Source organism: Leucobacter sp. CX169 (assembly GCF_017161405.1).
In the GTDB taxonomy this organism is placed as follows: Bacteria; Actinomycetota; Actinomycetes; order Actinomycetales; family Microbacteriaceae; genus Cx-87.
Genome location: NZ_CP071051.1, coordinates 484,238 through 507,190, shown reverse-complemented (window position 1 = coordinate 507,190; position 22,953 = coordinate 484,238). Strand labels below are relative to the sequence as shown.

Here is a 22,953-nt window from a genome sequence, read left to right as displayed (position 1 = left end):
GGTCATGATCTCGCCGCGCAGGCCGTCGCCGAGACGGTCAACGCACGCAGCGGCCCGTTTACGGGCGAGGCCCGCAGGGTGACGCAGGTCAGCCCTCCTTGCTCGGACCGGCTCACCTGCGTGCCTCCAGGCAACTGCCCGAGACGCTCGGCGGCGAGCGCCGCATCGCCCCTCGCCTCGAGCCGCGCAACATCGGCGGCGGCGGACGTCAGCGCGACACGGTGTGCGCCAAGCAGCACCCCGCCGAGGACGAGGCCCAGCACCAGCAGCGCCGTCGGGAGCACGATCGCAAACTCCGCGGTGACCGCGCCGCGGTCACCCAGCCGAGCCCAGTGCATTCTGCACGAGTTGCACGAGCATCGCCCGCACCTCGTCCGAGCGCAAAATGGCGACCAGCAGGCCCGCGAACGCGACCGCTGCCAGAATCACCACCGCGTACTCGGCGGTCACCGCCCCGCGGTCGTCGCCGACCGGGCGCGCCAGCTGACGCAGGCGCGCGCGATCTCGTCGCAATCCCGCTGGTGCGAGCCGCTGCGGACTGGTCCGTTCGACCTCGTCGGGTTGCGGAGTTCGTGAGGGACGCATGAGTTTCGGCAGTGTGGACGGCCAGCGCGCGACGCGACGCACGTGAATGTCCACCGCGGGCAGTACCGGGCCGCGCGTGACCCCGAACTCGCGAGCAGGCACGCCCCCGGGGGCCTCCTGGTCAGTGGGCTGGTGCGAGCGCGGAATGGGGAGGGTATGCAGGGTCGCGAGCATGGGTGTGCCTTTCTCCGGAGGGGCACGGCCCGGCAGGTACCGGTGTGACCATTCTCCGCGCGAGTCCACCCCGCGGGCGAGACCAGGTCGGATCTGTGGACAACTCGCCAGTTGCGCGGTCGGTGAGTGAGCAGCGGTCGCCGCCCACGCAGCATTCACACGCCGCCCAGCATCGCGATGAGGACCGGAATCACGCCGAGCACGACAAACGCCGGCAACACGCAGGTGCCGATCGGGAGCAAGATCGTGACCCCAAGCCGTTCTGCCGCACGCTCGAGGCTCCGCAGCGATCGTTCCCGTTCGCCGACGGCCTCGGCGAGGAGCAACGGACCGGCCGCGACGCCGGTCGCCGAGGCGGTCGCAAGGGCGCGCCTGGTCGGCCCACCGGCCACGAGCGCGTCGGCACTCACCCACTCGGCGGCCACTTTGGCACCCGCGTCGGCGACGAGCCGGAGCGCGGGCCCCGGTGGCCCGCCGCCCTGCAGAGCGATCCAGGTGAGCTCGAGCTCGACGCCCACGATTCGCTGCGAGCGCTCGATGCGGCGCACCAGGGCCGAGGCCCACGCCACCCCTGCCGCCAGTAATCCGACGCCGGCGGGTACCAGGAACGCCCCGGTGGCGCCGAACAGCACCCCGAACGGGTCGAAGCCAAGCAACGCGCCACAGGCTGCCGCCAGCAGCGGCAGCGATCCGACCAGCGCGATGGTCGCACGTGGCCCCGTGAGCAGCACTCGACGCCGCTCGGCCGCCGATTCGATCGCGGACAGGCTCTCCGACATGCGCTCCATTGCGGCCGCCTGCGGAGCACCGCTGCGCTCGGCAACGAGCAACGCCGCCGCGAGCACGCGCCACGAAGGATGGTTCTCTCCCGCGACGGCGTCAGCCAACGAGGCTCCCCCGGCCACGCGCCTCGACGCGCGCCGCGCGACCAAGCGCAGCTCTTCTGCGACGCTCGCGTCCGCTGAGGCCAAGTCACCGCCTCCGCGCGCAGACCCGACGGTGGGCGTCGGTGGACCGGGGCCACGCGCGATCACGGGGAGGATCCTGCCCAAGGGTACCCCGCCGCGCAGGAGCGTCGCGCTGCGGAGCGCGAATGCTGCCGCGACGACGCCGGCAGCCGACGCCCGTTTTCCCGGCCAGGGAAGGAGCCCCCGCCGCCGACTGCCTCGACCGTTCACGCACGCACCTCGAGCGCGCCACTGGCCCCGATACCCAACTGGCCGACCGCGGCGATCCGGTTGCCTGCCGCGCCGCGTTCGAGGTGCACGACCACCCGGAGCGCGGCGATCACCTGGCGAGCGAGCGGCTCGGGGCCGAGACCCGCGAGTGCCCCGAGCGCTTCGAGTCGTGCCGGGACATCGGCGAGCGCGCTCGCGTGCAGCGTCCCGGCCCCGCCGTCGTGGCCGGTGTTGAGGGCCGAGAGCAGGGTGAGGACTTCGGCGCCACGGCACTCCCCCAGCACGATGCGGTCGGGACGCATCCGCAGCGCTTCCCGCAAGAGTTGCTCGAGCGAGATGCCGCCCGCGCCCTCGGTGTTTGCCTGCCTCGCTTCGAGGGCCACCCAGTGCGGGTGCCCGATGCGCAACTCCGCGACGTCCTCGATCGAGATGATGCGTTCACCCCGGGGCACGAGCCCGAGCAGCGCTCCCAAGAGCGTCGTCTTCCCCGTGCCCGTCGCCCCCGAAATCAGGAGGTTCTCTCGACCGCGCACGGCGTCTGTGAGCCAGCGGGCGGTGCCCGGGTCACACAGCCCGCCGCGCACGAGGTCGGCGAAGCTGAGGGGGACGAGACGCGGCACCCTGATGGAGATCACCGTCCCGGCGACCGCGATCGGCGGGAGGACGGCGTGCACGCGAAGCCCGCCGTCGAGCGCGACGTCCGCGCACGGGTTGCGTTCGTCAAGGTGCCTGCCCCCGGCCGCGATGAGCGCCACGGCGAGCTCGCGTGCCGCCTCCGCAGGGAGCGCGAATCCTGGCACGGGCTCAACCCCACCGCCGCGATCGCGCCAGAGGGCCGCCTGGCCATGCCCGCCAAGGACCAAGAGATCGCGCAGTTCGGGGTCGTCGAGGTGCGACACGAGCGGCCCCAGCGCCCGCCGGGTGTCCGGGCGCAGCACCGCGCTGCGCTGCAACGGGGGGAGGTGGGACGGCATGGCTTCAGTATTTGACCGACGGCAGCCCCGCGCCGAGAGCCGGGGCAATCTGTGGAGAACCCGCCCGAATGGCCCCCTGTGTGCGGCGAAACCCCGCCAAAGGTTGCCACGCGCAAGGAATATATTCTACGCTGGCGTCACCGCGCAGCGCCTTTCCCGGCGCCGCCCGCGAATCAATGGAGAGATTGGATAATGGCGTCCATGTCAGAAGATCAGCGCACGACAGATCAGGGCACGATCGAGAGCCACCCGCTTGACGGGACGAGCTACCCGCCCACCGACGCGTTTCGCGCACAGGCAAACGTCAACGATCCTGCGGTCTATTGGCGCGCAGCGGAAGACCCCGATGCGTACTGGGCAGAGCGAGCACGCGAGCTGCACTGGACCAAGCCGTTCACCGAGACCCTCGACTGGTCAAATCCGCCCTTCGCCCGCTGGTTCCAGGACGGCGAGCTCAACGTCGCGGCGAACTGCCTCGACCGCCACCTCGCAGCTGGCCTCGGCGACCGCGTCGCGATCCACTTCGAGGGCGAGCCGGGCGACTCCCGCTCCATCACCTACGCCGAACTGACCCACGAGGTCAAGCGCGCGGCGAACATGCTTACGAGCCTCGGGGTGGAAGCCGGCGACCGCGTCGCGATCTACATGCCGATGATCCCCGAGACCGTCATCGCGATGCTCGCCGTCGCGCGCCTGGGTGCCGCGCACTCGGTCGTCTTTGGCGGATTCAGCGCCGAGAGCCTGCGCGCCCGCATCGACGACGCCCAGGCCGAGATCGTCATCACCGCCGACGGCGGGTTCCGCAAAGGCCGCGCATCCGCACTCAAGCCGACCGTCGACGACGCCCTCGCGCTCGACACGGGCGGGGAGCTGTCGGTCAAGCGCGTGCTCGTCGTCGAGCGCACAAAGAACGACATCTCGATGCAGGCGGGACGCGATCTCTGGTGGCACGAGGAGATCTCCGCGTACGACGGCGACCACGTCGCACGCGGCTTCCCGGCGGAAAACCCCCTCTTCATCCTCTACACCTCCGGCACGACCGGGAAGCCGAAGGGGATCCTGCACACCTCGGGCGGCTATCTCACCCAGGTCACGTCGACCTTCCGCGACGTGTTCGACCACAAGCCCGAGACCGACGTGTTCTGGTGCACCGCGGACGTCGGCTGGGTCACCGGACACAGCTATGTGGTCTACGGACCCCTCGCAAACGGCGCGACGCAGGTGATGTACGAGGGCACCCCCGAGACCCCGAACTGGGGTCGCTGGTGGGAGATCATCGCGAAGTATGGCGTCACGATCTTCCACACCGCGCCGACCGCGATCCGCTCGTTCATGAAGGTTGGCCGCCAGGTCGTTGAAGCGCACGATCTCTCAAGCGTGCGCCTCCTCGGCTCAGTCGGCGAGTCCATCAACCCCGAGGCGTGGCGCTGGTACCGCGAGGTCATCGGTTCGGGCACCGCCCCCATCGTCGACACCTGGTGGCAGACAGAGACGGGCGCGATGATGATTTCGCCGCTGCCCGGCTTGACCGCCACGAAGCCGGGCAGCGCCCAGGTGCCGCTCCCCGGCATCTCGATCGATGTCGTCGATGAGGCCGGCAACCCAGTCCCCCGCGGCACCGGTGGGCTGCTCGTCGTCAAGCGCCCCTGGCCCGCGATGGTGCGCACGATCTGGGGCGATCCGGATCGTTTCGTCGAGACCTACTGGTCGAAGTTCGGCGACATGTACTTCGCCGGCGACGGCGCGAGGCGCGATGAGGACGGCGACATCTGGCTGCTCGGCCGCGTCGACGACGTGATGAACGTCTCTGGCCATCGCCTCTCGACCACCGAAATTGAGTCGGCGCTCGTCGGGCACCACTCCGTCGCCGAGGCCGCCGTGGTCGGCGCCGACGACGAGACGACGGGGCAGGCGGTCGTCGCTTTCGTGATCCTGAAAAGCCAGCAGACGCTGCTCACCGTGGACAGCGCCGAGGGCGAGCTGCGCGCGCACGTCTCGGCGCAGATCGGTGCCATCGCGCGCCCACGCCAGGTGTTCATTGTCACCGAGCTCCCGAAGACCCGCTCGGGCAAGATCATGCGCCGCCTGTTGAAGGACGCGGCCGAGGGGCGCGACATCGGCGACGTGACGACGCTCGCCGACACCATGGTCATGCAGACGATCTCGGACCGCGTGCGGAAGGCGCGCGGCTAGTCCGCACGCCCCTCGATGTTGGGGCGGTGCTTTGCCGGGCGGTCCAGCGGCAAGCTAGTGAGCAGGATCCGCCCGGCCGAGCCGGCGATCGACCAGCTCGGCGAGTTTCTGCAGCACCGTCAACACCACCACTACGAGGAAGATCCCAGCGAACCCCGAGATCTGCACCTGCTCTCGGAAGATCACCTCGACCACAGCGAGAAAGACAAACTTCGACGAGAACATCACGAGCCACACCCCGAACACGAGGCCGAACTTCGCCCCGCGACCCGGGCGCCCGCCAAACTTCGCCTGCACGACGTCCTTCGCCGCAAAAGTCAAATAGGTCAGCACCTGCAGCACGAAGGCCAGCGAGAAGGTGACCGAGTACGAACTCGTGTGCAGCACGTCGGTGTAGTCGTTGAAGAAGCCGAGCACGACGCTGTAGATCAGCGTCCCCAACAGCATGGTGCGATAGAACGCCTGGGCGCGGCTGGGGACGGCGGGAGCGGGCATGTCTTGATGCTACGGGTTGCCGGGGCTCGGCAGAAAGAAAATCGGGCCCGAAACCGTGCTGGTCTCGGGCCCGAAATGTTCAGAAAGGCAGGTTACTCAGCCGCCGCCTCGAACGTGAACTCGATCTCGACGGGGGCATCGAGCGGCAGCACTGCCACGCCGACGGCCGAGCGCACGTGAATGCCCATGTCGCCGAACACCTTGCCGAGGAAGACCGAGGCGCCGTTGGCGACCCCGGGCTGGCCGGTGAACGAGGGGTCCGAAGCGACGAATGCCGTGACCTTGACCACCTGGGTGATCTTGTCGAGCGAGCCGAGCACGCCGCGGGCGGCCGCCAGGCCGTTCAGGGCGCAGAGGCGCGCGAGCTCCTCCGCCTGCTCGGGCGACACGAGGCCCTCGCCGATGCCGACCTTGCCGGTCGCGGGCAGCGCGCCGTCCACGAACGGCAGCTGGCCGCTCGTGTGGACGTAGATGCCGTTTCGGGCCGCCGGGACGTAGGCCGCGACGGGGGCTGCGACGCTCGGAACTTCGTAGCCCAGTTCGCGGATGCGATCTTCAATCACTGACATTGCTTAGTGTGCCTCTCTCTTCAGGTATGCGACGTTGCCACCGGCCGGCCCAGCAATGATCTGCACGAGCTCCCAGCCTTGCGCGCCCCAGTTGTTCAAAATCTGCGCCTCGCTATGCAGCAGCAGCGGAGTCACGAAATACTCCCACCGCTGGGCCTCGCCCTGCTGTTGTTCACTCACGTCACATCTCCTTCACCAGTTCGCGCGGAACAACTGGCTCCACACCTCGCTGACCGAGGTGGATTGCCAGTTTTGTCGCCTAGGGTTGAGTCTATGACTGAACAGCCATCGACGCCGTCGCGCGCCCGAAAGCCAGCGGTCCGGACGACGAAGAAGCGTACTGCCGGGGGCGCCCTGGGCGGGATCCTCGGAGCAATCGCCATGAGCGTTGTCGCCGGCCTGCTCGTCACCGCCGCTGTCACGCCGCTCGTCGCCGTGAGCGGCGCCGCCGCCACGTCGGCCATCAGCATCTTCGAGAATCTCCCCGATCACCTCGACCCGGGCAAGCTCGCTGAGCCGTCGACGATCTATGCACAGCAGTCCGACGGCAACCTCGCGAAGATCGCGCAGTTCTACGCGCAGGATCGTGTCCCCGTCGCCTGGGACCAGATTCCGCAGTACGTGAAGGACGCCGCGGTCGCCGAGGAGGACCCCCGTTTCTACACGCACGGGGGCGTGGATATCTTTGCGACCACCCGCGCGGTGCTCCAGAACCTCGTGGGCTCGAGCCTGTCGGGCGCCTCCACCATCACCATGCAGTACGTGCGCAACGTACTCGTGCAGGAGGCTGAGGCAATCGCCGACCCCGTCGAGCAGGAAAAGGCGTACGAGAACGCCATGCGCCAGGACGCAGATCGCAAGCTCAAGGAGATGAAGTACGCGATCAGCATCGAGAAGAAGAACTCGAAGGATGAAATCCTCCTCGGCTACCTGAACATCGCCCTGTTCGGCCGTCAGATCTACGGCATCCAGTCCGCCGCGCAGTTCTACTACGGCAAGGAAGCGAAGGATCTGACGCTCGCCGAGTCGGCCAGCCTCGTCGCGATCGTCAATAACCCGTCGAAGCTGCAGATCGATATCCCGGACAACATCCCGGCGAACACCGAACGCCGCGACAAGATCCTCGACTCGATGCTGCGCACCGGCAAGATCACCGAGGCACAGCACGCGGAGGCCGTCGCGACCGTGGTCACCCCCGTGATCACTCCGAAGGTCGCCGGCTGCACCACCGCCACGATGGGCCTCGGCCAGTTCTGCAAGTACGTCCAGCTGCAGATCCAGAACGACCCGGCATTCGGTAACACCGCCGAGGAGCGGATGTTCAACTTCCAGCGCGGCGGCTACAACATCGTCACGACGATCGACCTCGACATGCAGACATCGGGCCAGGACGCGGTGAATAACACGATCCCCACGGTCATGGACGGCATTGACGTCGGCGCAGCGGGAGTGAGCACCGAGGTCGGCACGGGCAAGATCCGCGCAATGGTGCAGAACCGTCAATTCAGCGAGGATCCGGACGCGCTGGCCGCCTCTGGAGGAGCGCTGACCAGCATCAACTACAACACGGACTACGAGTACGGTGGATCCTCCGGGTTCCAGGTCGCGTCTACGTTTAAGCCATTCACGCTCGCCGAGTGGATCCGCACTGGCCACTCCGTGCGCGATATCGTGAATGTCAACGGCCGAACCGAAAAGTACCAGAACTTCCGCGCCAAGTGCCTGCCCGAGGGCGTCTACGGCTACGGGACCTGGAAGTTTGAGAACGACAACAACGGTACACGGGGCAACCAGCCCGTGCTCACCGCGATCTCGCAGTCGGTCAATGGCGGCCTCGTGTCGATGCAGCAGAAGATGGACCTCTGCGACACCATCGATCTGGCCGAAAAGATGGGCGTGCATCGGGCATCGAAGCAAACCAATCCGGAGATGGGCAACTTCGGCACCACCGATCTCTCGATCACGCCGTCGAACGTCTACAGTGGCGTCGATGAAATTGCGCCACTCACCATGGCGCTCGCCTACGGCGGCTTCGCGGGAAACGGCACCGTCTGCACCCCCACGGCAATCGAGCGCATCACTGACACCGACGGGAACGAAGTGCCGTTCACCGCTCCCATGTGCACGCAGGCCATCGAGCCAGAGGTCGCGGCTGGCGTCGCGTACGCCCTGGAGTACACCGTGAACAACGGCCTCGCCCGTCACGCCCGCTCGCCGTTCGGCATCCCGCACATCGGCAAGACCGGCACGAGTGATGACGTCGTCGACAACTGGACGGTGGGCGGCAGCTCGAAGGTCACCACCGCGGTCTGGGTCGGTAACGTCACGGGCAAGGTGTCGACCAGGTTCTTCGGGAATCTCATGGTCGCCGACCAGACGATCTGGCCCGCGCTGATGAACGTCGCCGACCAGAAGTATGGCGGAGACGCCTTCCCCGAGCCGAACGCTGCGGCACTCAAGACGACCATGCAGTCCGTCCCAGACACCCGCGGCAAGTCCTACGAGGAGGCCGAGGCCATGCTCTCGGCACTCGGCTTCAGCGCGGTCGACGGGGGCGAGGCCGATTCCGAGCAGCCCGCCGGCACGGTCGCACGCACTGATCCCGACGGCGGCGGCCAGGCCCCCGCCGGCTCCGGCATCACGATCTACCGCAGCAACGGCAGCATGTCGGCGGTGCCCGAGCTGGGCGGCGGCACTGGCAACGACGCGCGCACACGGTTGCAAGACGCTGGCTTCAGCGCCACCGCGTTCGTCTGCGCGCCGGGGAATAACTCTGGCAATCCGGGCAGCAAGCCGTTCGTGAGTTCGAGTCCGGCTGCCGGCGAGATCGCCAAGCGCAGCAGCCAGGTCACGATCACCGTCGACTGCGCCTAGTCACGTGAGCCACACTTCAGGACGCGGGTTCGCGGTCGCCCTCGGGGCGGCCGCGGCCGGCGTCGTGGTGTGGTCCACGCTCATCGAGCGCCAGCTGTTCACGGTGCGTCGGCACACCCTGCCGCTGCTTCCGGCGGGCACTGCCCCGGTCCGGATCCTGCAGCTGTCGGATCTGCATCTGGCGCCCTGGCAGAACGGGAAGATTGACTGGGTGCGCTCGCTCGCCGAGCTGCGCCCCGACCTCGTCGTGCTCACGGGCGACCTGCTTGGCCACCTTGACGTGATCCCCGCCCTTGAGCGCGCGCTGCGCCCGTTTGCCGAGCTCGGTATCCCGGGTGTCTTCGTACACGGCTCGAACGACTACTACGGCCCGATCGCGAAAAACCCGATGCGCTACCTCCGCGAGCCGAGCCGAAAGAGCACGCGCCACCCCGACATCGACAACGCACGGCTGACCCGCGTGCTGTCCGATGAGCTCGGCTTCACGAGTCTCAACAACGATGCGGCGTCGCTCGAACTGCGCGGCCAGCGCTTCGAGCTGTTCGGCATGAACGACCCGCACATCGGGTACGACGACGCCGCGACGATGAGTAGCGCCCTCGACCACACACGCGCACAGCACGAGTCAGCGGACGGGCCCGCACCCACCCGCATCGGCGTCGTCCACGCCCCCTATCAGGCGCCCCTCGGCGCACTGCTCGCAGGCGGCGCGGAGCTGATCCTGGCAGGCCACACGCACGGCGGCCAGGTGCGCGTGCCCGGCCTCGGGGCCCTCACCGCGAACTGCGACCTCCCGGTCAGCCAGGCGCGCGGGCTCAGCGTCTGGTACGACGCTCACCGCGCCGCCTTCCTCAACGTGAGCGCCGGCCTCGGCAACTCCATCTATGCGCCCGTGCGCTTCGCGTGCCGCCCCGAGGCCTCCCTGCTGGTGCTCGAGGCGGCGTAGTTCTACTTCGCCGTTCGCTCCCGGATAGGGATCGGCCCGGTGACGCTGAGTTCGTCCTCCCAGCACTCGATGCCGGTCACGCCCGGCAGCCGGTCGCGCGTGAAGACCGGGTTCAGCCCGGCCCTGCGCTGCTCAGAGTAGTCGCGCATGAGCTTGAAGACGAGGCCCGACAAGAGCCCGATCGCGATCAGGTTCACGAGCGCCATAATGCCCATGATGCCGTCGGCGGTGTTCCAGATCAGGTCTGCCGAGGCGATCGAGCCGAAGAAAATCGAGGCGACCGCGAGCACGCGGTACCCGAGCAGCACGCGCCGCCCCGTCGAAATGAACTCGATGTTGGACTCGCCGTAGTAGTAGTTGCCCAGGATCGAGCTAAATGCCAGCAGGAAGATGATGACGCTGAGCAGAATGTTCGACCAGGGCCCGAGGTTGCCCACGATCGCGTTCTGGGTGAGCCCGATGCCGCGCGTGGCGCCGGCGAGGTCCGGGGTGGAGACCAGAATAATGAAGGCGGTGATGCTGCAGATCAGGAACGTGTCGAAGTAGACGCCGAGCGTCTGGACGAGGCCCTGCTTCACCGGGTGGGTCACCGCGGCGCTCGCGCCGGCGTTCGGCGCGGACCCGAGGCCCGCCTCGTTCGAAAACATGCCGCGCTTCACACCCGTCATCAGGATCATGCCGAAGGTCGCACCGACGACCTCGTTGAACCCGAACGCCTCCGTGTAGATCGAGGAGAACACCTCAGGGAGCTTGTCGAGGTTCATGAACACGATCACGAGGCCGAGCAGCAGGTAGAGCAACGCCATCGCCGGGACGACCGCCTGCGTGACGCTCGCGATCCGACGCACGCCGCCGAACACCACGAGCGCGGTGAGCACGGCAAGCACCGCGCCGACGACCCACGGGATCCACCCGATGTCGCCACCGATGCTCGAGGAGACCGTCGCGCTGATCGTATTGGCCTGCAGCGAGCTGAACGCGAAGGGGAAGCAGACGATCAGGATCCCGGCAAAGAGCGTTCCCATCCAGCGTGACTTCAGGCCGTGCAGCATGTAGTACGCCGGGCCACCGCGGAAGCCTGAGGCATCCTTGACCTTGAACAGCTGGCCGAGCGTGGACTCGACAAAGCTCGAGGCGCCCCCGATAAACGCCATCGTCCACATCCAGAAGATGGCGCCCGGGCCACCGATCGCGATCGCCGTGCCGACGCCGGCGATGTTGCCCACGCCCACCCGCGAAGCTGCGGAGATCGTGAACGCTTGAAAAGCGGAAACCGACTGCGGGGAGCCGTCGTCGTTGGTCGGCGTCTTGTCGAGCAGGGTGCGAATCATCTCGGGGAACCAGCGGAACTGGACGACGCCCGATCGGATCGTGAAGTAGAGGCCGAGAATGACGAGGACGGGCAGCACAGCCCAGGTCCAGAGCTTGTCGCCGCCGGCGAGCACGAGTTCGTTGAGCGTATCCACGGCTTCAGTATGTCAGCGGCGCGTTAGCCAGCGAAGCGGTCGGCGTTCCTCGCGGTCATGAGGCGCAGCCAGAGCCACAGCCTGGTCGCCGGGTCTTCAAGGCGGATCCCGAGCTCGGCGCCGAGCCGATCCATCCGGTATCGGACGGTGTTCTGGTGCACCCGCAGCCGCTCAGCCGTCTCACGGATGCTGCCCTGAGCGTCGAGGTAGACGGCGAGCGTCGCCTCGTACTCGGTGTCGTGACGCGCGTCGTAGCGGCGGATGCGCTCGAGCTCGTCCGCCGCGGTGAGGCCCTGATTCGCCAGGAACTCCCCCACTCGCGCGAGTCCCAGCTCGACGCGCACCTCATCGAACGTCGCGGTGCGCCGGGAGCGAGCGTGGGTGTGATCAGAGTGCATCAGCTGCAGCATGATGCGGTAGGTGCTCAGCGCCTCCCGGTACGACCGGGCGATCTCGGGCACCGTCCCCGCTTGTCCGCCGATCCCGGCGCGCACCGCGCCGCTGGACGCCTGCGCCACCCCCTCCGCGAATGCGCGCACCGCATCGGGGTCGTCGCTCGCCACGAGTGCCACCGTCACGCCGCCGATCAGCGCACAGCGAGACCAGCCGAAGTTCACGCTCGCACTCACCTCAGCGACGTGCAGGAGCTGTTGATGCTGGCGCACCGGGTTGCTCGACGGCCCCTCGTCGAGCCCGAAGCAGACCACGGCATGCGCCCGGCCAGGTCCGATGGCGAGTTCGTCGGCCGCCTGCAGCGCAAAGCCCTCGTCCGCAAACAGCGCCCGCAGCAAGTCCGAGCTGCGGCGCTCCTTCGATGTCGCGGTCGTGCGCGAGTGCGCCATGTGCAGCGCGACCAGCGGTTCGACCGATTCCAGCAGGGCCGCGGTCTCGCGCCACGTCGCGTCCTCGACCTGGATCACCCAGACGGTGCCGAGCATCTCGCCGGCGCTGCGCACCGCGATCGCGACGCGGCCGAAGTGATCGCCGATTCCCGCGAAGTACGCCGCACCCGCGGTCCGGGTCAACCTCCGGTAGTCCTCGTCTCGCGAGGGGTGCACGAGCTCCTCGAGCGCGAGGGTCGACGCACGACGCACCTCGTCGATCGGGTGGCCCGCGTGGGTGGAGTATCCGAGCACTCGCCCCGGCACGTCGACGATGCTGACCGCGCCGTCCAAGAGCGCGGAGAGCGTGTTCGCAAGCCCAAAGAGGTCCCCGATCGGGATCCCGGTGGCGACCTTCGAGGAATAGGCAGTGTTCGCCGCTCGCAACAACTGGGCAAGCTGGACCCAGTCGGTGTCCGCCCGCACCACGACGAGCGCGAGACCGGCAGGATCCTGCTGCTCGAGTGTCGCTCCCACGGACCGCTCGGGGTCGTCGCGGACAATCAGGGCCGCGGCGCCGGCTGCGGCGATCTCGAGGACGGACGATGCGAAGCCCGGGTCGCCGGGGCGCAGCCCGAGCCCGAGCACCACCTGGTCGCGGTAGCTTTCCTGGGAAGAAGGCGCCTCCGCCAGCACCACACCGGCGCAGCGCCGCGCGCGCTGCCCGTCGTCGACGAGCGCCCGGACCATCGCGGGCTCAATCTGGTCAAGCAAGTCCCCGAGATTCGCCTCGTCCCGAGCGCCCGTGTGGCCAGTCATTGGAGGATTCTACGGGACTCTTCGTGTAGGTTCAAAGTATTCTCCATGGGATTCCGACCCGGTTCCGCGCAGAATCGACCCATTAGTCGATCACCAGGAGAGTAATGAAGCTCAAGGACCTACTCCAGCTCGCGCAGCAGCCGCCCCGCCCGACCACTCCGGCCGAGCGCCTCGCGAAGCGCTACCTCAATGTCGAAGACATGCGAAAGGCCGCTGGTCGCCGGTTGCCCGGAAGTATTTTCGACTACATCGAGGGCGGGGGTGAGGACGAGTCCTCGCTGCGCCGCAACCGCGACGCCTTTGGCGAATGGGCGCTCGTCCCCTTCTGGGGCGGCGTACAGGGCCCCGACCTGTCGACCACGATTCTCGGTGAGACCAGCACACTGCCCATGACACTCTCGCCCACCGGCGGCACCCGCCTCTTCCACCCACAGGGCGAAGTCGCCGTCGCGCGCGCCGCGGCGAAGGTCGGCCTCCCCTACGGCCTCGCGCACCTGAGCACCACGACGCTCGAGGACGTCGCGGAAGCGGCCCCGAGCGGCCGGCGCTGGTTCAACATGGAGCTCGTGACCGACCCGGTCGAGCTGCAAGCCATGCTCGATCGCGTCGAGGCGTCGGGCTACGACACCCTGCTCGTGAACCTCGACGTCCGCGACATCGGGCACCGCGAGCGCGACTACCGCAACGGCTTCACCGCGCCGCCGTCGATTCGGCCGAAGTCGGTGGTCGAGGGCGTCTTCCACCCGGGCTGGTCGCTCGGCTTCGTCATGAACGAGGCCATCGCCTTCCCGAACCTCGACTCGGTCCGCCCGACTGGCCCGCTCTCGTCGAGCCCGGACATGTGGCGCACGCTGCTCTCGGGCTCGTACACTCCGACGGATTGGTCGCACCTCGCGGAGCTGCGCCGCCGGTGGAAGGGCAAGATCGTGCTCAAGGGCGTCGTGAGCGCGGCCGACGCTGTGACCGCCATCGAGTACGGCATGGACGGCATTCAGATCAGCAACCACGGTGGCCGCCAGCTGGACCACATGGCCACCCCACTGGACGTCCTGCCCGAGATCGCCGCCGCAACTGGCGGGCGCATCGAGCTGATCCTGGACGGCGGCGTCCGCCGCGGCACCGACGTCATCAAGGCCCTCGCTCTCGGCGCCCACGCCGTCGCCATTGGCCGCCCATACCTGTACGGCCTCGCCGCCCACGGCCAGGTCGGGGTCGAGCACGTGCTCGAGCTGTTCCGCTCGGAGATCGCCCGGGCGATGCTGCTGCTCGGCTGTTCGAGCATCGAAGAGGTCCGTTCCCGAGGCCCCGAGATCGTGCGCCGCCACGGTCCCGGTCTCGTACGGGCACCCCAGACCGTCTAACCCCATTCCTCCATCCCCCACCACACACGTCGAAGGAGACGTTCTCATGAATTCATTCACCCACAAGACCACCGTCAAACACCGCACGGTGACCCTGCTCGGCGGGATCGCCGCAGCGGCCCTGCTGCTCACCGGCTGCGCGGCGGCCACGTCCGACACCGGCGCGACCGAAAAGCCTGCCGCCGCGGACGAGCCGACGATGGCCCCCATCGCCGAGGCCGTGGCCCTCGTCCCCGAGGCGCTCGCCGAGAGCGGCACCCTGCGCGTGGCGATCCCCACGAACGAGCCCCCGACCCAGTTCTACCGCGAGGGCACCAAAGACATGACGGGCATCAACCCCGACATGGCCCGCCTCGTCGCCGGCGCCCTCGGACTCGAGATCGATATCGTCGTGAGCAACTTCGACTCGATCATCCCGGGACTTGCCGCCGACCGCTTCGACATGACCGTCTCGTCGATGACGCCGACTGAGGAGCGGATGGAGAGCCTCGACTTCGTCGATTACATGAACATGGGCAGTGCGATCGCCGTTCCCGCCGGAAACCCGGGCGACTTGTCGTTCGACAACCTCTGCGGCAAGCAGGTCGCGGTACTCACCGGCTCCTACCAGCTCACCACCTACGTCCCCGGACTGGACGAGGCATGCAAGGCTGCGGGCAAGGACGGGCTCACCATCCAACAGTTCCAGGACACCCGTCAGGCCATCAGCGCGCTCGTGAGCGGACGTGCGGATGTGGTCTACGCCGACCAGCCGATCCTCGGCTACGCGGCGACCCAGAACGCCGACATCGAGGTCGCCGAGGTCAACAACCTCGACGCCGTCGCGGTCGGCTCGCCGAACTCCACGACGCTCGTCGATGCGATCGCCGAGGCGATGAAGGTCATCATCGTCTCCCCCGAGTACACGGATGTCCTCGCCACGTACGGCATGGACTCCTCAGCACTCACCGAGGTGCGCGTCAACTTCCCCCAGGGCTAGCCATGACCGCCCACACTCCCCTCCAGGCAACACCCTCGCACGATGCGACACCGACCACGGTGTCGCGGACGCTGACGAGCCTCGACATCCGCCCACGGCGTCACCCGTGGCGGGTGGCGAGTGCCGTCGCCGTCGGCCTCCTTCTCGTCTTCGCGCTGTTCGACGTCGCCACCAATCAACGTTTCGGCTGGGCGACGGTCGGCGAGTACCTGTTCAACCCGCAGATCCTCCAGGGCGCCTGGCTGACGCTGTTCCTCACCGTCATCTCGATGACCATCGGGATCCTGCTGGGCGCCTGCCTCGCCATCATGCGGCTCTCGTCCAACCCGGTGCTCTCGAATGTGAGCCGCGGCTACATCTGGTTCTTCCGCGGTACCCCGCTGCTCGTGCAGCTCATCTTTTGGTACAACATCGCGGCCCTGTACCCGGTCATCGCGCTGGGGCTGCCGTTCGGCGGGCCAAGCATCGAGCTCGGCTCGGCGAACGTCCTCATCACTCCCCTCGTCGCGGCCCTCCTCGGGCTCTCGCTCAACGAGGCGGCGTACATGGCGGAGATCATTCGCGGCGGCATCTCGTCGATCGACCCGGGTCAGCGTGACGCGGGGCGAGCGATCGGCATGAAGCCGGGGCTCATGATGACCCGCGTGATCCTGCCCCAGGCGATGCGCGTCGTCCTGCCGCCCACCGGCAACCAGGTGATCTCGATGCTCAAGGGCACGTCGCTCGTGAGCGTGCTCGCGATCTCCGACCTGCTCTACTCGGCGCAGATCATCTACGCCCTCAACTACAAAACGATTCCCCTCCTGCTCGTCGCGTGTATCTGGTACCTCGCGATGACGACCGTCCTCACCTTCTTCCAGGGCAAGCTTGAGCAGCGCTATGGGCGCGGCTTCCAGCCCCGCAAGCTCGAGAAGCGTTCGGGTGCGCGAGGCAAGGCCGCGGCCCTGGCGGCCGCGGCGCCGGATCCTGTGGCTGAGGCAGAGATTGAGCGAAAGGACCTCGCATGAGCAAGACAATGGTGGAGGTGCGCAACCTCCGGAAGTCCTTCGGGCACGCGACCGTGCTGCAGGACATCTCGTTGGTCGTCCGCGAGGGCTCGGTGACCTGCCTAATCGGCCCCTCCGGGTCGGGCAAGACCACCCTGCTGCGATGCCTGAACCGGTTGGAAACGCTGGACGCGGGCATCGTGCTCATCGACGGCCAACTCGTCGGGGTCGAGAACAAGGGCGGACGCCTCGTCGAGCAGTCCGAGAGCCAGATCGCGAAGTCGCGGCAGCTCGCGGGCATGGTCTTTCAACGTTTCAACCTGTTCCCGCATCGGACCGTGCTCGAGAACATTATCGAGGGCCCGGTGTATGTGCAGAAGCGCAAACGCGCAGAGGTCATCCCGGAGGCGATGCGGCTGCTCGAGCAGGTCGGCCTGGCCGACCGCGCGGGCGCCTACCCCCAGGAGCTCTCGGGCGGGCAGCAGCAGCGCGTCGCGATCGCCCGCGCCCTCGCGATGCGGCCGAAGCTGATCCTGTTCGACGAGCCGACCTCCGCGCTCGACCCCGAGCTCGTGGGCGAGGTGCTCGCGGTCATGAAGGATCTCGCGGCGCGCGGCATGACGATGATCGTCGTCACGCACGAACTCGGCTTCGCCCGCGAAGTCAGCGATCAGGTGGTCTTCATGGACGGCGGCCTCGTCGTCGAAACCGGCCCGCCCGAGGAGGTGCTCGTCAACCCGCAGCACGAGCGCACCCGCGAATTTCTCGCGCGGGTGCTCTAGCGGGGCCTCGCCCGTCACAGACCACGGCCCAGGTGCCGCGCGATGCTTCCCTGGAGGGGAGTGTGTCTCGCGCGGCGCCCGGGCCGTCTGTTCGTCTCGTGTGTTTCGGCTACGCCGCGAGCAGCTTGGCGGCGACCAGCTCTGCGATCTGCACCGCGTTGAGCGCCGCGCCCTTGCGCAAGTTGTCGTTCGAGACGAAGAGCGTGAGGCCACGCCCCTCCGGTGCCGACTGGTCCTGACGGATGCGGCCGACGAAGCTCGGGTCCTGCCCGGCCGCCTCGAGCGGGGTCGGAACGTCCGAGAGCTCGACGCCCGGGGCGCTCGCGAGTACCTCGCGGGCGCGATCCGGCGTGATGGGGTTCGCGAACTCAGCCGTGATCGAGAGCGAGTGGCCGGTGAACACCGGCACGCGCACGCAGGTGCCGCTCACGCGCAGCTCGGGCAGCTCGAGGATCTTGCGGCTCTCGTTGCGGAGCTTCTGTTCCTCGTCGGTCTCGCCCGAGCCATCATCGACGATGTTGCCGGCCAGCGGCAGGACATCGAACGCGATGGTCTTCGTGTAGACCTCGGGGGCCGGGAAGGTGATGGCCGAGCCGTCGTGCACGAGTGCCTCGATGCCGCCAGCCTCGACCGCTGCGGTGATCTGCCCGGCGAGCTCGCGCGCGCCGGCGAGCCCCGAGCCCGAAACCGCCTGGAACGTGGTGACGATGAGTCGCTCGAGGCCCGCCTCGGCGTCAAGCGCCTTCATGACGGGCATCGCGGCCATCGTGGTGCAGTTCGGGTTCGCGATGATGCCCTTGACGGCCTCGTCGATCGCGTGCGGGTTGACCTCGCTGACCACGAGGGGGACCTCGGGGTCGAGGCGCCAGGCGCTCGAGTTATCGATCACGATCGCGCCAGCCGCGGCGAAGCGCGGGGCGTGCACCTTCGAGGGGCCGCCGCCCGCCGAGAAGAGCGCAATGTCGACGCCGGCCGGGTCGGCAGTCTCGACGTTCTCGACCTCGATCTGCTGGCCCTTGAACTCGATAAAAGTGCCAGCCGAGCGCGGGCTCGAGAAGAAACGAATCGTGTCGACCGGGAAGTCCCGCTCGGTGAGCAGGCGGCGAATGACGGCGCCGACCTGACCGGTGGCGCCGACGACGGCGAGCGTGAGTCCCTGCTGTGCAGCCATGATCTGTGTGTCTCCTTGGTTAGCGGCCGGTGCCGGCGTAGACGACGGCCTCGGCGTCACCGTCGAGCCCGAATGCGGTGTGCAGCACGCGCACTGCCTCGTCGAGCAGGTCGGCGCGGGTCACGACCGAGATGCGGATCTCGGAGGTCGAGATCATCTCAATGTTGATGCCCGCGTCGAACAGGGCGCGGAAGAGCATCGCCGAAACGCCAGCGCTCGTGCGCATGCCGGCGCCGACCACGGCGAGCTTGCCGATCTGGTCGTCGTACTGGAGGTGCTCGAACGCGACGTCCTCGCGCTCGGCCTCGAGCGCATCGATGACCTTCTTGCCGTCGGCAAGCGGCACCGTGAACGAGATGTCAGTGCGATTCGTGTCGGCGGCCGAGACGTTCTGCACGATCATGTCGATGTTCGCCATCGTCTTCGCGACGATCTCGAAAATCTGGGCAGCCTTGCCCGGGACGTCAGGAACTCCACCGACGGTGATCTTGGCCTCGTTCTTCTCGGCCGCGATCCCGGTGATGATCGACTCTTCCACATTGTCTCCCTTCGGGTGCCCGTGCTCCGGGTCATAAACGATGGTGCCCTCGGCGTTAGAGAACGACGAGCGAACGTGCAGGGTCACGCCGTGGCGACGCGCGTACTCGACGGCGCGGATGTGCAGCACCTTGGCGCCGGACGCGGCGAGTTCGAGCATCTCTTCACTCGTGATCGAATCGATCTTGCGCGCCGCCTTCACCACGCGCGGATCGGTCGTGAAGATACCGTCGACGTCGGTGTAGATCTCGCAGACGTCGGCACCGAGCGAGGCGGCGAGGGCAACTGCGGTCGTGTCGGATCCGCCGCGGCCGAGCGTCGTAATGTCGCCGGTGCCTCGGTTGAAGCCCTGGAAGCCAGCGACGATCGCGATCGCGCCCTGGTCAAGCGCCTCGCGAACGCGGCCCGGGGTCACGTCGACGATCTTCGCGGCGCCGTGCGTGGCGTCGGTGATCATGCCGGCCTGGCTGCCGGTGAAGGAGCGGGCTTCGACGCCCATCCCCTTGATGGTCATGGCAAGCAGCGCCATGGAGATGCGCTCGCCCGCGGTGAGCAGCATGTCGAGCTCGCGGGGAGCCGGGATGGGGGTGACCTCGGCGGCGAGGTCAAGCAGCTCGTCCGTCGTATCGCCCATCGCGCTGACGGCGACAACGACCTCGTTGCCCGCGCGGCGGGTCTCAACGATGCGCTTCGCGACGCGCTTGATGCTCTCGGCATCAGAGAGCGAGGAGCCACCGAACTTCTGCACGATCAAGGCCACGTTGACATCCTCCCGGGGTTCTCGGGGTTTCACCCCAGCGTCCACCTTACCGCGGGATATATGCACTTTTCCTTACGGATGGGCGCGACGGGCCTGCGGCGCGGGTTCCGTCTCGAGTTCGGGCACCGGCGACGGGCGCGCTCGCAGGATCCGGACCGGTCTTGGAAACCTATTCCATCGTGCGGCGGCCCTCGAAGGCGCGGCCAAGAGTGACCTCGTCCGCAAACTCGAGGTCGCCGCCGACGGGGAGGCCGGAGGCCAGGCGGGAGACCGGAACCTCGATCGTCTTGAGGAGCCGCGACAGGTACGCCGCGGTGGCCTCGCCCTCGAGGTTCGGGTCGGTCGCGATGATGACCTCGCGGATGTCGCTCTCGCCCAGGCGGCGCATCAGCTGCGCGATCGTCAGGTCATCGGGCCCGATGCCGTCGATGGGGCTGATTGCCCCGCCGAGCACGTGGTACAGGCCGCGGAACTGCCGGGTGCGTTCGACCGCGACGACGTCCTTGGGCTCTTCGACAACGCATATGAGGCCGGGGTCACGGCGGGGGTCGCGGCAGATCGAGCAGCGGACGTCCTCGGTCACATTGCCGCAGACCTCACAGAATCGCACGCGCTCGCGAACGGTCGAGAGCAGTTCGGCGAGGTGGGCCACATCGAAGTTCTGCGTCTGCAGGATGTGGAAGGTGATGCGCTGCGCCGACTTCGGCCCGATGCCGGGGAGGCGACCGAACTCGTCAATGAGATCCTGAACGATTCCGTCGTACATGCGCTACCGCCCCATTCCGCCGTCGCGCGGCACTTCCTCGAGGAACGTCGCCCCGAGCACCTCGCGCACGACCGCCTCACCGTAGCGGGTAAAGCTCGGGCCTGCGCTCGCGGCGGGCGTGCTTGAGGCGGGGGTGCTTGAGGCGGGGGACGATGCCTGGGACGGTGCGGCGGGCGACGCCGCCGCGGCGACTGACGTTTCCGGTGCCGTGGGCGCTTCTGGGGCGTGCGGCGGCTCCGGGGCCTCGAACGGGGGCTCCGGCTCTTCGTCAGGTTCAGGTGGCTCGGGAAGATCGTCCGGCCCGGTGAACTCGGTGTTCGTGCCGGGGGCCTGGGCGGCCGAAACCGACTCAGCAGGCGCTTCTGGCGACGCCTCAGCACCTCCGGATGTCGCAGTGTCGACTGCCTGGGTCTCGGCAGGAGCGGACCCGATTGACGAAGCGCCGTGCCCGGCCACCGCGGGCCAGCCTCCGACTGTCGCCGAGGGGGAGCTAACGGCGCTGCTCGAGGGGTCCTCGGGGGCGGCCGCTGGCGCGGCCAGGTCGGAGGGTGCAGAGGCGCCCGGCGTCGCCGGAGGCGCACCGACAGACAGGTCGGCAGACGATACCTGGTCAGCGTCTGTCGCCGGGCGGGGCAGGTCGCCGGGTCGGCTGCCGCGGGGGTGGTAGCGGCGGACGGCAATACCGGTCACCGACTCGATCGCCGCGGCGAGGGTCGGCTGCGCATCCCCCGAGAGGAATACGTCGCGCTCCGTCTGGGTGTCGAAGGCGATCCCCAGCATGCCTCCTGGCAAGAGCGCCAGCGGGTTCACCGCGCGCGAGGCCAACCAAGCGACGCGGTTGGCGTCGAGCACGCTCTGCAGGATCTGAGCCCAAGCGTCCCGGATCTGTTCGATGGTGCCCTCGGGCCCGGCTGTTGAATCAGCGGATGAGACGTCGCTTGCGGGGTGGGCACGTATCGCCTGCTCGTCTTCCGTCCGCTCCGGCTCGGACGCGTCGGGCTCTGCGCCGGACGGAACCGGCGGTGCAGCCTCCGGCTCGGCACGCTCGGGCTCGGGGGGCTCGGGCATCGGCTCCGGTGCGGCAGCCGGGGTCGGGGGTTCCGAGAGCAGCGCGCGAGCCGCAGCGGCGGCGGATGCGAAGCTCACCGGTTCGGTGGATGCCGCGGCGGCAGGCGCGGGTGCGGACGGCGCGGCAGTGGTCTGCTCGGAGGTGCTCTGCGGACCCGCCGGCGGCGTTGCCTGGACGGCAGGTGCTGCGCGCACGGGCGAGGCGGTCGGTGTGCCCGCGACGGGCGCCGCGGCGCCGCGATCCTGCGCGTGAGCCTGCCCCGTGGCGGGACGCGGCGTCGCCTGCCGTGCAGCAGCGGCAGGAGCGGCAGTCGCCGGCACCGTATCGGCCGAGACGAGCGCGCGCGCCACCATGAGTTCAAGGTGCAGTCGGGGGGCAGTGGCGCCCCGCATGCGATCGAGGCCGGCAGCGATCGTGTCGGCGACGCGGGACAGTTCCCCGTGACTGAACAGCTGCGACTGCTCGAACATGCGGCGCAGCTGGTCCTCGGGGACCCCGCGGAACACCGCGGCAGCGCCGTCGACGTTGGTCGCGCCGATCACGATGAGGTCGCGGAAGCGCTCCAGCAGGTCTTCGACGAACCGCTGCGGGTCCTGTCCGGTCTGCACCACGCGGTCGACCGCACCGAACGCCGCCGCCGCATCGTGGGCGCCAAACGCGGCAACTGCCTCGTCGAGCAGGTCCTCGTGGGTGAAGCCGAGCAGGCCCACCGCGCGTTCGTAGTCGACGGTGTCGCCCTCGGAACCGGCGATCAGCTGGTCCAAGATCGACAGCGTGTCACGGGCTGACCCGCCGCCGGCGCGCACGACGAGGGGCAAGACACCGGTCGCGACGCCCACCCCTTCGCTCTCGCACAGCGTCTGCACGTAGTCGAGCAGCGCGGCGGGCGGGATGAGTCGGAACGGATAGTGGTGGGTGCGCGAGCGGATCGTGCCAATGACCTTGTCGGGCTCGGTCGTCGCGAACACAAACTTCACGTGCTCCGGCGGTTCCTCCACGATCTTGAGCAGAGCGTTGAAGCCCTCCTTCGTGACCATGTGGGCCTCATCGATGATGAAGATCTTGAAGCGGTCGCGGGCCGGGGCGAAGACCGCACGTTCACGCAGGTCGCGCGCGTCGTCGACGCCACCGTGGCTCGCCGCGTCAATTTCGATCACGTCGAGCGATCCGCCGCCGTCCCGGCTCAGCTCGACGCAGCTGGGGCACGTGCCGCAGGGGGTGTCGGTGGGGCCCTCGGCGCAGTTCAGGCAGCGCGCGAGAATGCGGGCCGACGTCGTCTTTCCACAGCCGCGCGGACCGCTAAAAAGGTATGCGTGACCGACGCGCCCCGTCCGGAGCGCGGTCATCAAAGGATCCGTGACCTGTGACTGTCCGATCATCTCGGAGAAGGTCTCGGGCCGATAGCGTCTGTACAGTGCGGTGACCACGACCCCATGCTAGCGGCGACC

Annotated in this window: 20 protein-coding genes; 7 read left to right on the top strand and 13 right to left on the bottom strand. The window is 68.3% G+C overall.

Annotated elements, in window-relative coordinates; genetic code table 11:
- Window positions 1-2: 2 nt before the first annotated feature.
- The 4 genes from JW030_RS02185 to JW030_RS02170 form a co-directional block, all read right to left on the bottom strand.
- Window positions 3-338, bottom strand: a complete 336-nt coding sequence (locus JW030_RS02185) for a TadE family type IV pilus minor pilin (RefSeq protein WP_188046367.1) — start codon at window positions 336-338, stop codon at window positions 3-5.
- Window positions 316-759: a DUF4244 domain-containing protein gene (locus JW030_RS13480; RefSeq protein WP_241095509.1), complete on the bottom strand. Its 444-nt coding sequence runs from the start codon at window positions 757-759 to the stop codon at window positions 316-318. Before JW030_RS13480 ends, JW030_RS02185 begins: the two co-directional genes overlap by 23 nt.
- A gap of 155 nt (window positions 760-914) precedes the next feature.
- Window positions 915-1,937 carry a type II secretion system F family protein gene (locus tag JW030_RS02175; RefSeq protein ID WP_188046366.1) on the bottom strand — a complete coding sequence of 341 codons (1,023 nt, stop codon included), beginning with the start codon at window positions 1,935-1,937 and terminating at the stop codon, window positions 915-917.
- The gene (locus JW030_RS02170; RefSeq protein ID WP_188046365.1) at window positions 1,934-2,911 is read right to left on the bottom strand and encodes a CpaF family protein; all 978 of its coding nucleotides are present in this window, start codon (window positions 2,909-2,911) and stop codon (window positions 1,934-1,936) included. The genes JW030_RS02175 and JW030_RS02170 overlap by 4 nt, the downstream gene beginning before the upstream one ends.
- Before the next feature lie 201 nt (window positions 2,912-3,112).
- Between JW030_RS02170 and acs the strand changes: the two genes are divergently transcribed.
- Window positions 3,113-5,104: an acetate--CoA ligase gene (gene acs, locus JW030_RS02165; protein WP_188046364.1), complete on the top strand. Its 1,992-nt coding sequence runs from the start codon at window positions 3,113-3,115 to the stop codon at window positions 5,102-5,104.
- Window positions 5,105-5,158: 54 nt separating this feature from the next.
- On the opposite strand, the gene JW030_RS02160 is transcribed toward acs, so the two are convergent.
- From JW030_RS02160 to JW030_RS02150, 3 genes are all read right to left on the bottom strand, one after another.
- On the bottom strand, window positions 5,159-5,599 hold the full coding sequence (locus JW030_RS02160; RefSeq protein ID WP_188046363.1) for a hypothetical protein: 441 nt from the start codon (window positions 5,597-5,599) through the stop codon (window positions 5,159-5,161).
- 92 nt (window positions 5,600-5,691) lie between these two features.
- Entirely contained in the window at window positions 5,692-6,168 is a 477-nt protein-coding gene (locus JW030_RS02155; RefSeq protein ID WP_188046362.1) for a RidA family protein, read from the bottom strand.
- 3 nt (window positions 6,169-6,171) lie between these two features.
- Entirely contained in the window at window positions 6,172-6,348 is a 177-nt protein-coding gene (locus JW030_RS02150; protein ID WP_188046361.1) for a DUF4177 domain-containing protein, read from the bottom strand.
- A 93-nt stretch (window positions 6,349-6,441) separates the two neighbouring features.
- On the opposite strand from JW030_RS02150, the gene JW030_RS02145 reads away from it, so the two are divergent.
- Both JW030_RS02145 and JW030_RS02140 read left to right on the top strand, forming a co-directional pair.
- Window positions 6,442-9,042 carry a transglycosylase domain-containing protein gene (locus JW030_RS02145; protein WP_188046360.1) on the top strand — a complete coding sequence of 867 codons (2,601 nt, stop codon included), beginning with the start codon at window positions 6,442-6,444 and terminating at the stop codon, window positions 9,040-9,042.
- Between the two features lie 4 nt (window positions 9,043-9,046).
- Window positions 9,047-9,988 carry a metallophosphoesterase gene (locus tag JW030_RS02140; protein ID WP_188046359.1) on the top strand — a complete coding sequence of 314 codons (942 nt, stop codon included), beginning with the start codon at window positions 9,047-9,049 and terminating at the stop codon, window positions 9,986-9,988.
- 2 nt (window positions 9,989-9,990) lie between these two features.
- On the opposite strand, the gene JW030_RS02135 is transcribed toward JW030_RS02140, so the two are convergent.
- Both JW030_RS02135 and JW030_RS02130 read right to left on the bottom strand, forming a co-directional pair.
- Entirely contained in the window at window positions 9,991-11,454 is a 1,464-nt protein-coding gene (locus JW030_RS02135) for a sodium:alanine symporter family protein (protein ID WP_188046358.1), read from the bottom strand.
- Window positions 11,455-11,477: 23 nt separating this feature from the next.
- The gene (locus tag JW030_RS02130; protein ID WP_188046357.1) at window positions 11,478-13,094 is read right to left on the bottom strand and encodes a CdaR family transcriptional regulator; all 1,617 of its coding nucleotides are present in this window, start codon (window positions 13,092-13,094) and stop codon (window positions 11,478-11,480) included.
- A 104-nt stretch (window positions 13,095-13,198) separates the two neighbouring features.
- On the opposite strand from JW030_RS02130, the gene JW030_RS02125 reads away from it, so the two are divergent.
- Genes JW030_RS02125 through JW030_RS02110 form a run of 4 tightly spaced genes read left to right on the top strand, consistent with a single transcriptional unit; the run spans window position 13,199 to window position 17,202 of the window.
- Complete coding sequence (locus JW030_RS02125; protein WP_188046356.1) at window positions 13,199-14,455, top strand: alpha-hydroxy acid oxidase; 1,257 nt, start codon at window positions 13,199-13,201, stop codon at window positions 14,453-14,455.
- 46 nt (window positions 14,456-14,501) lie between these two features.
- Window positions 14,502-15,434, top strand: a complete 933-nt coding sequence (locus tag JW030_RS02120) for a transporter substrate-binding domain-containing protein (protein WP_188046355.1) — start codon at window positions 14,502-14,504, stop codon at window positions 15,432-15,434.
- A 2-nt stretch (window positions 15,435-15,436) separates the two neighbouring features.
- Window positions 15,437-16,441: an amino acid ABC transporter permease gene (locus tag JW030_RS02115; protein WP_188046354.1), complete on the top strand. Its 1,005-nt coding sequence runs from the start codon at window positions 15,437-15,439 to the stop codon at window positions 16,439-16,441.
- Window positions 16,438-17,202, top strand: coding sequence for an amino acid ABC transporter ATP-binding protein (locus JW030_RS02110; RefSeq protein ID WP_305068593.1), 765 nt, complete (start codon window positions 16,438-16,440; stop codon window positions 17,200-17,202). The genes JW030_RS02115 and JW030_RS02110 overlap by 4 nt, the downstream gene beginning before the upstream one ends.
- Window positions 17,203-17,311: 109 nt before the next feature.
- On the opposite strand, the gene JW030_RS02105 is transcribed toward JW030_RS02110, so the two are convergent.
- From JW030_RS02105 to JW030_RS02090, 4 genes are all read right to left on the bottom strand, one after another.
- Window positions 17,312-18,373, bottom strand: coding sequence for an aspartate-semialdehyde dehydrogenase (locus JW030_RS02105; protein ID WP_188046353.1), 1,062 nt, complete (start codon window positions 18,371-18,373; stop codon window positions 17,312-17,314).
- A 19-nt stretch (window positions 18,374-18,392) separates the two neighbouring features.
- On the bottom strand, window positions 18,393-19,670 hold the full coding sequence (locus tag JW030_RS02100; protein ID WP_188046352.1) for an aspartate kinase: 1,278 nt from the start codon (window positions 19,668-19,670) through the stop codon (window positions 18,393-18,395).
- A gap of 169 nt (window positions 19,671-19,839) precedes the next feature.
- On the bottom strand, window positions 19,840-20,436 hold the full coding sequence (recR, locus tag JW030_RS02095; protein ID WP_188046351.1) for a recombination mediator RecR: 597 nt from the start codon (window positions 20,434-20,436) through the stop codon (window positions 19,840-19,842).
- Between the two features lie 3 nt (window positions 20,437-20,439).
- On the bottom strand, window positions 20,440-22,932 hold the full coding sequence (locus JW030_RS02090) for a DNA polymerase III subunit gamma and tau (RefSeq protein WP_188046350.1): 2,493 nt from the start codon (window positions 22,930-22,932) through the stop codon (window positions 20,440-20,442).
- Window positions 22,933-22,953: the final 21 nt, after the last annotated feature.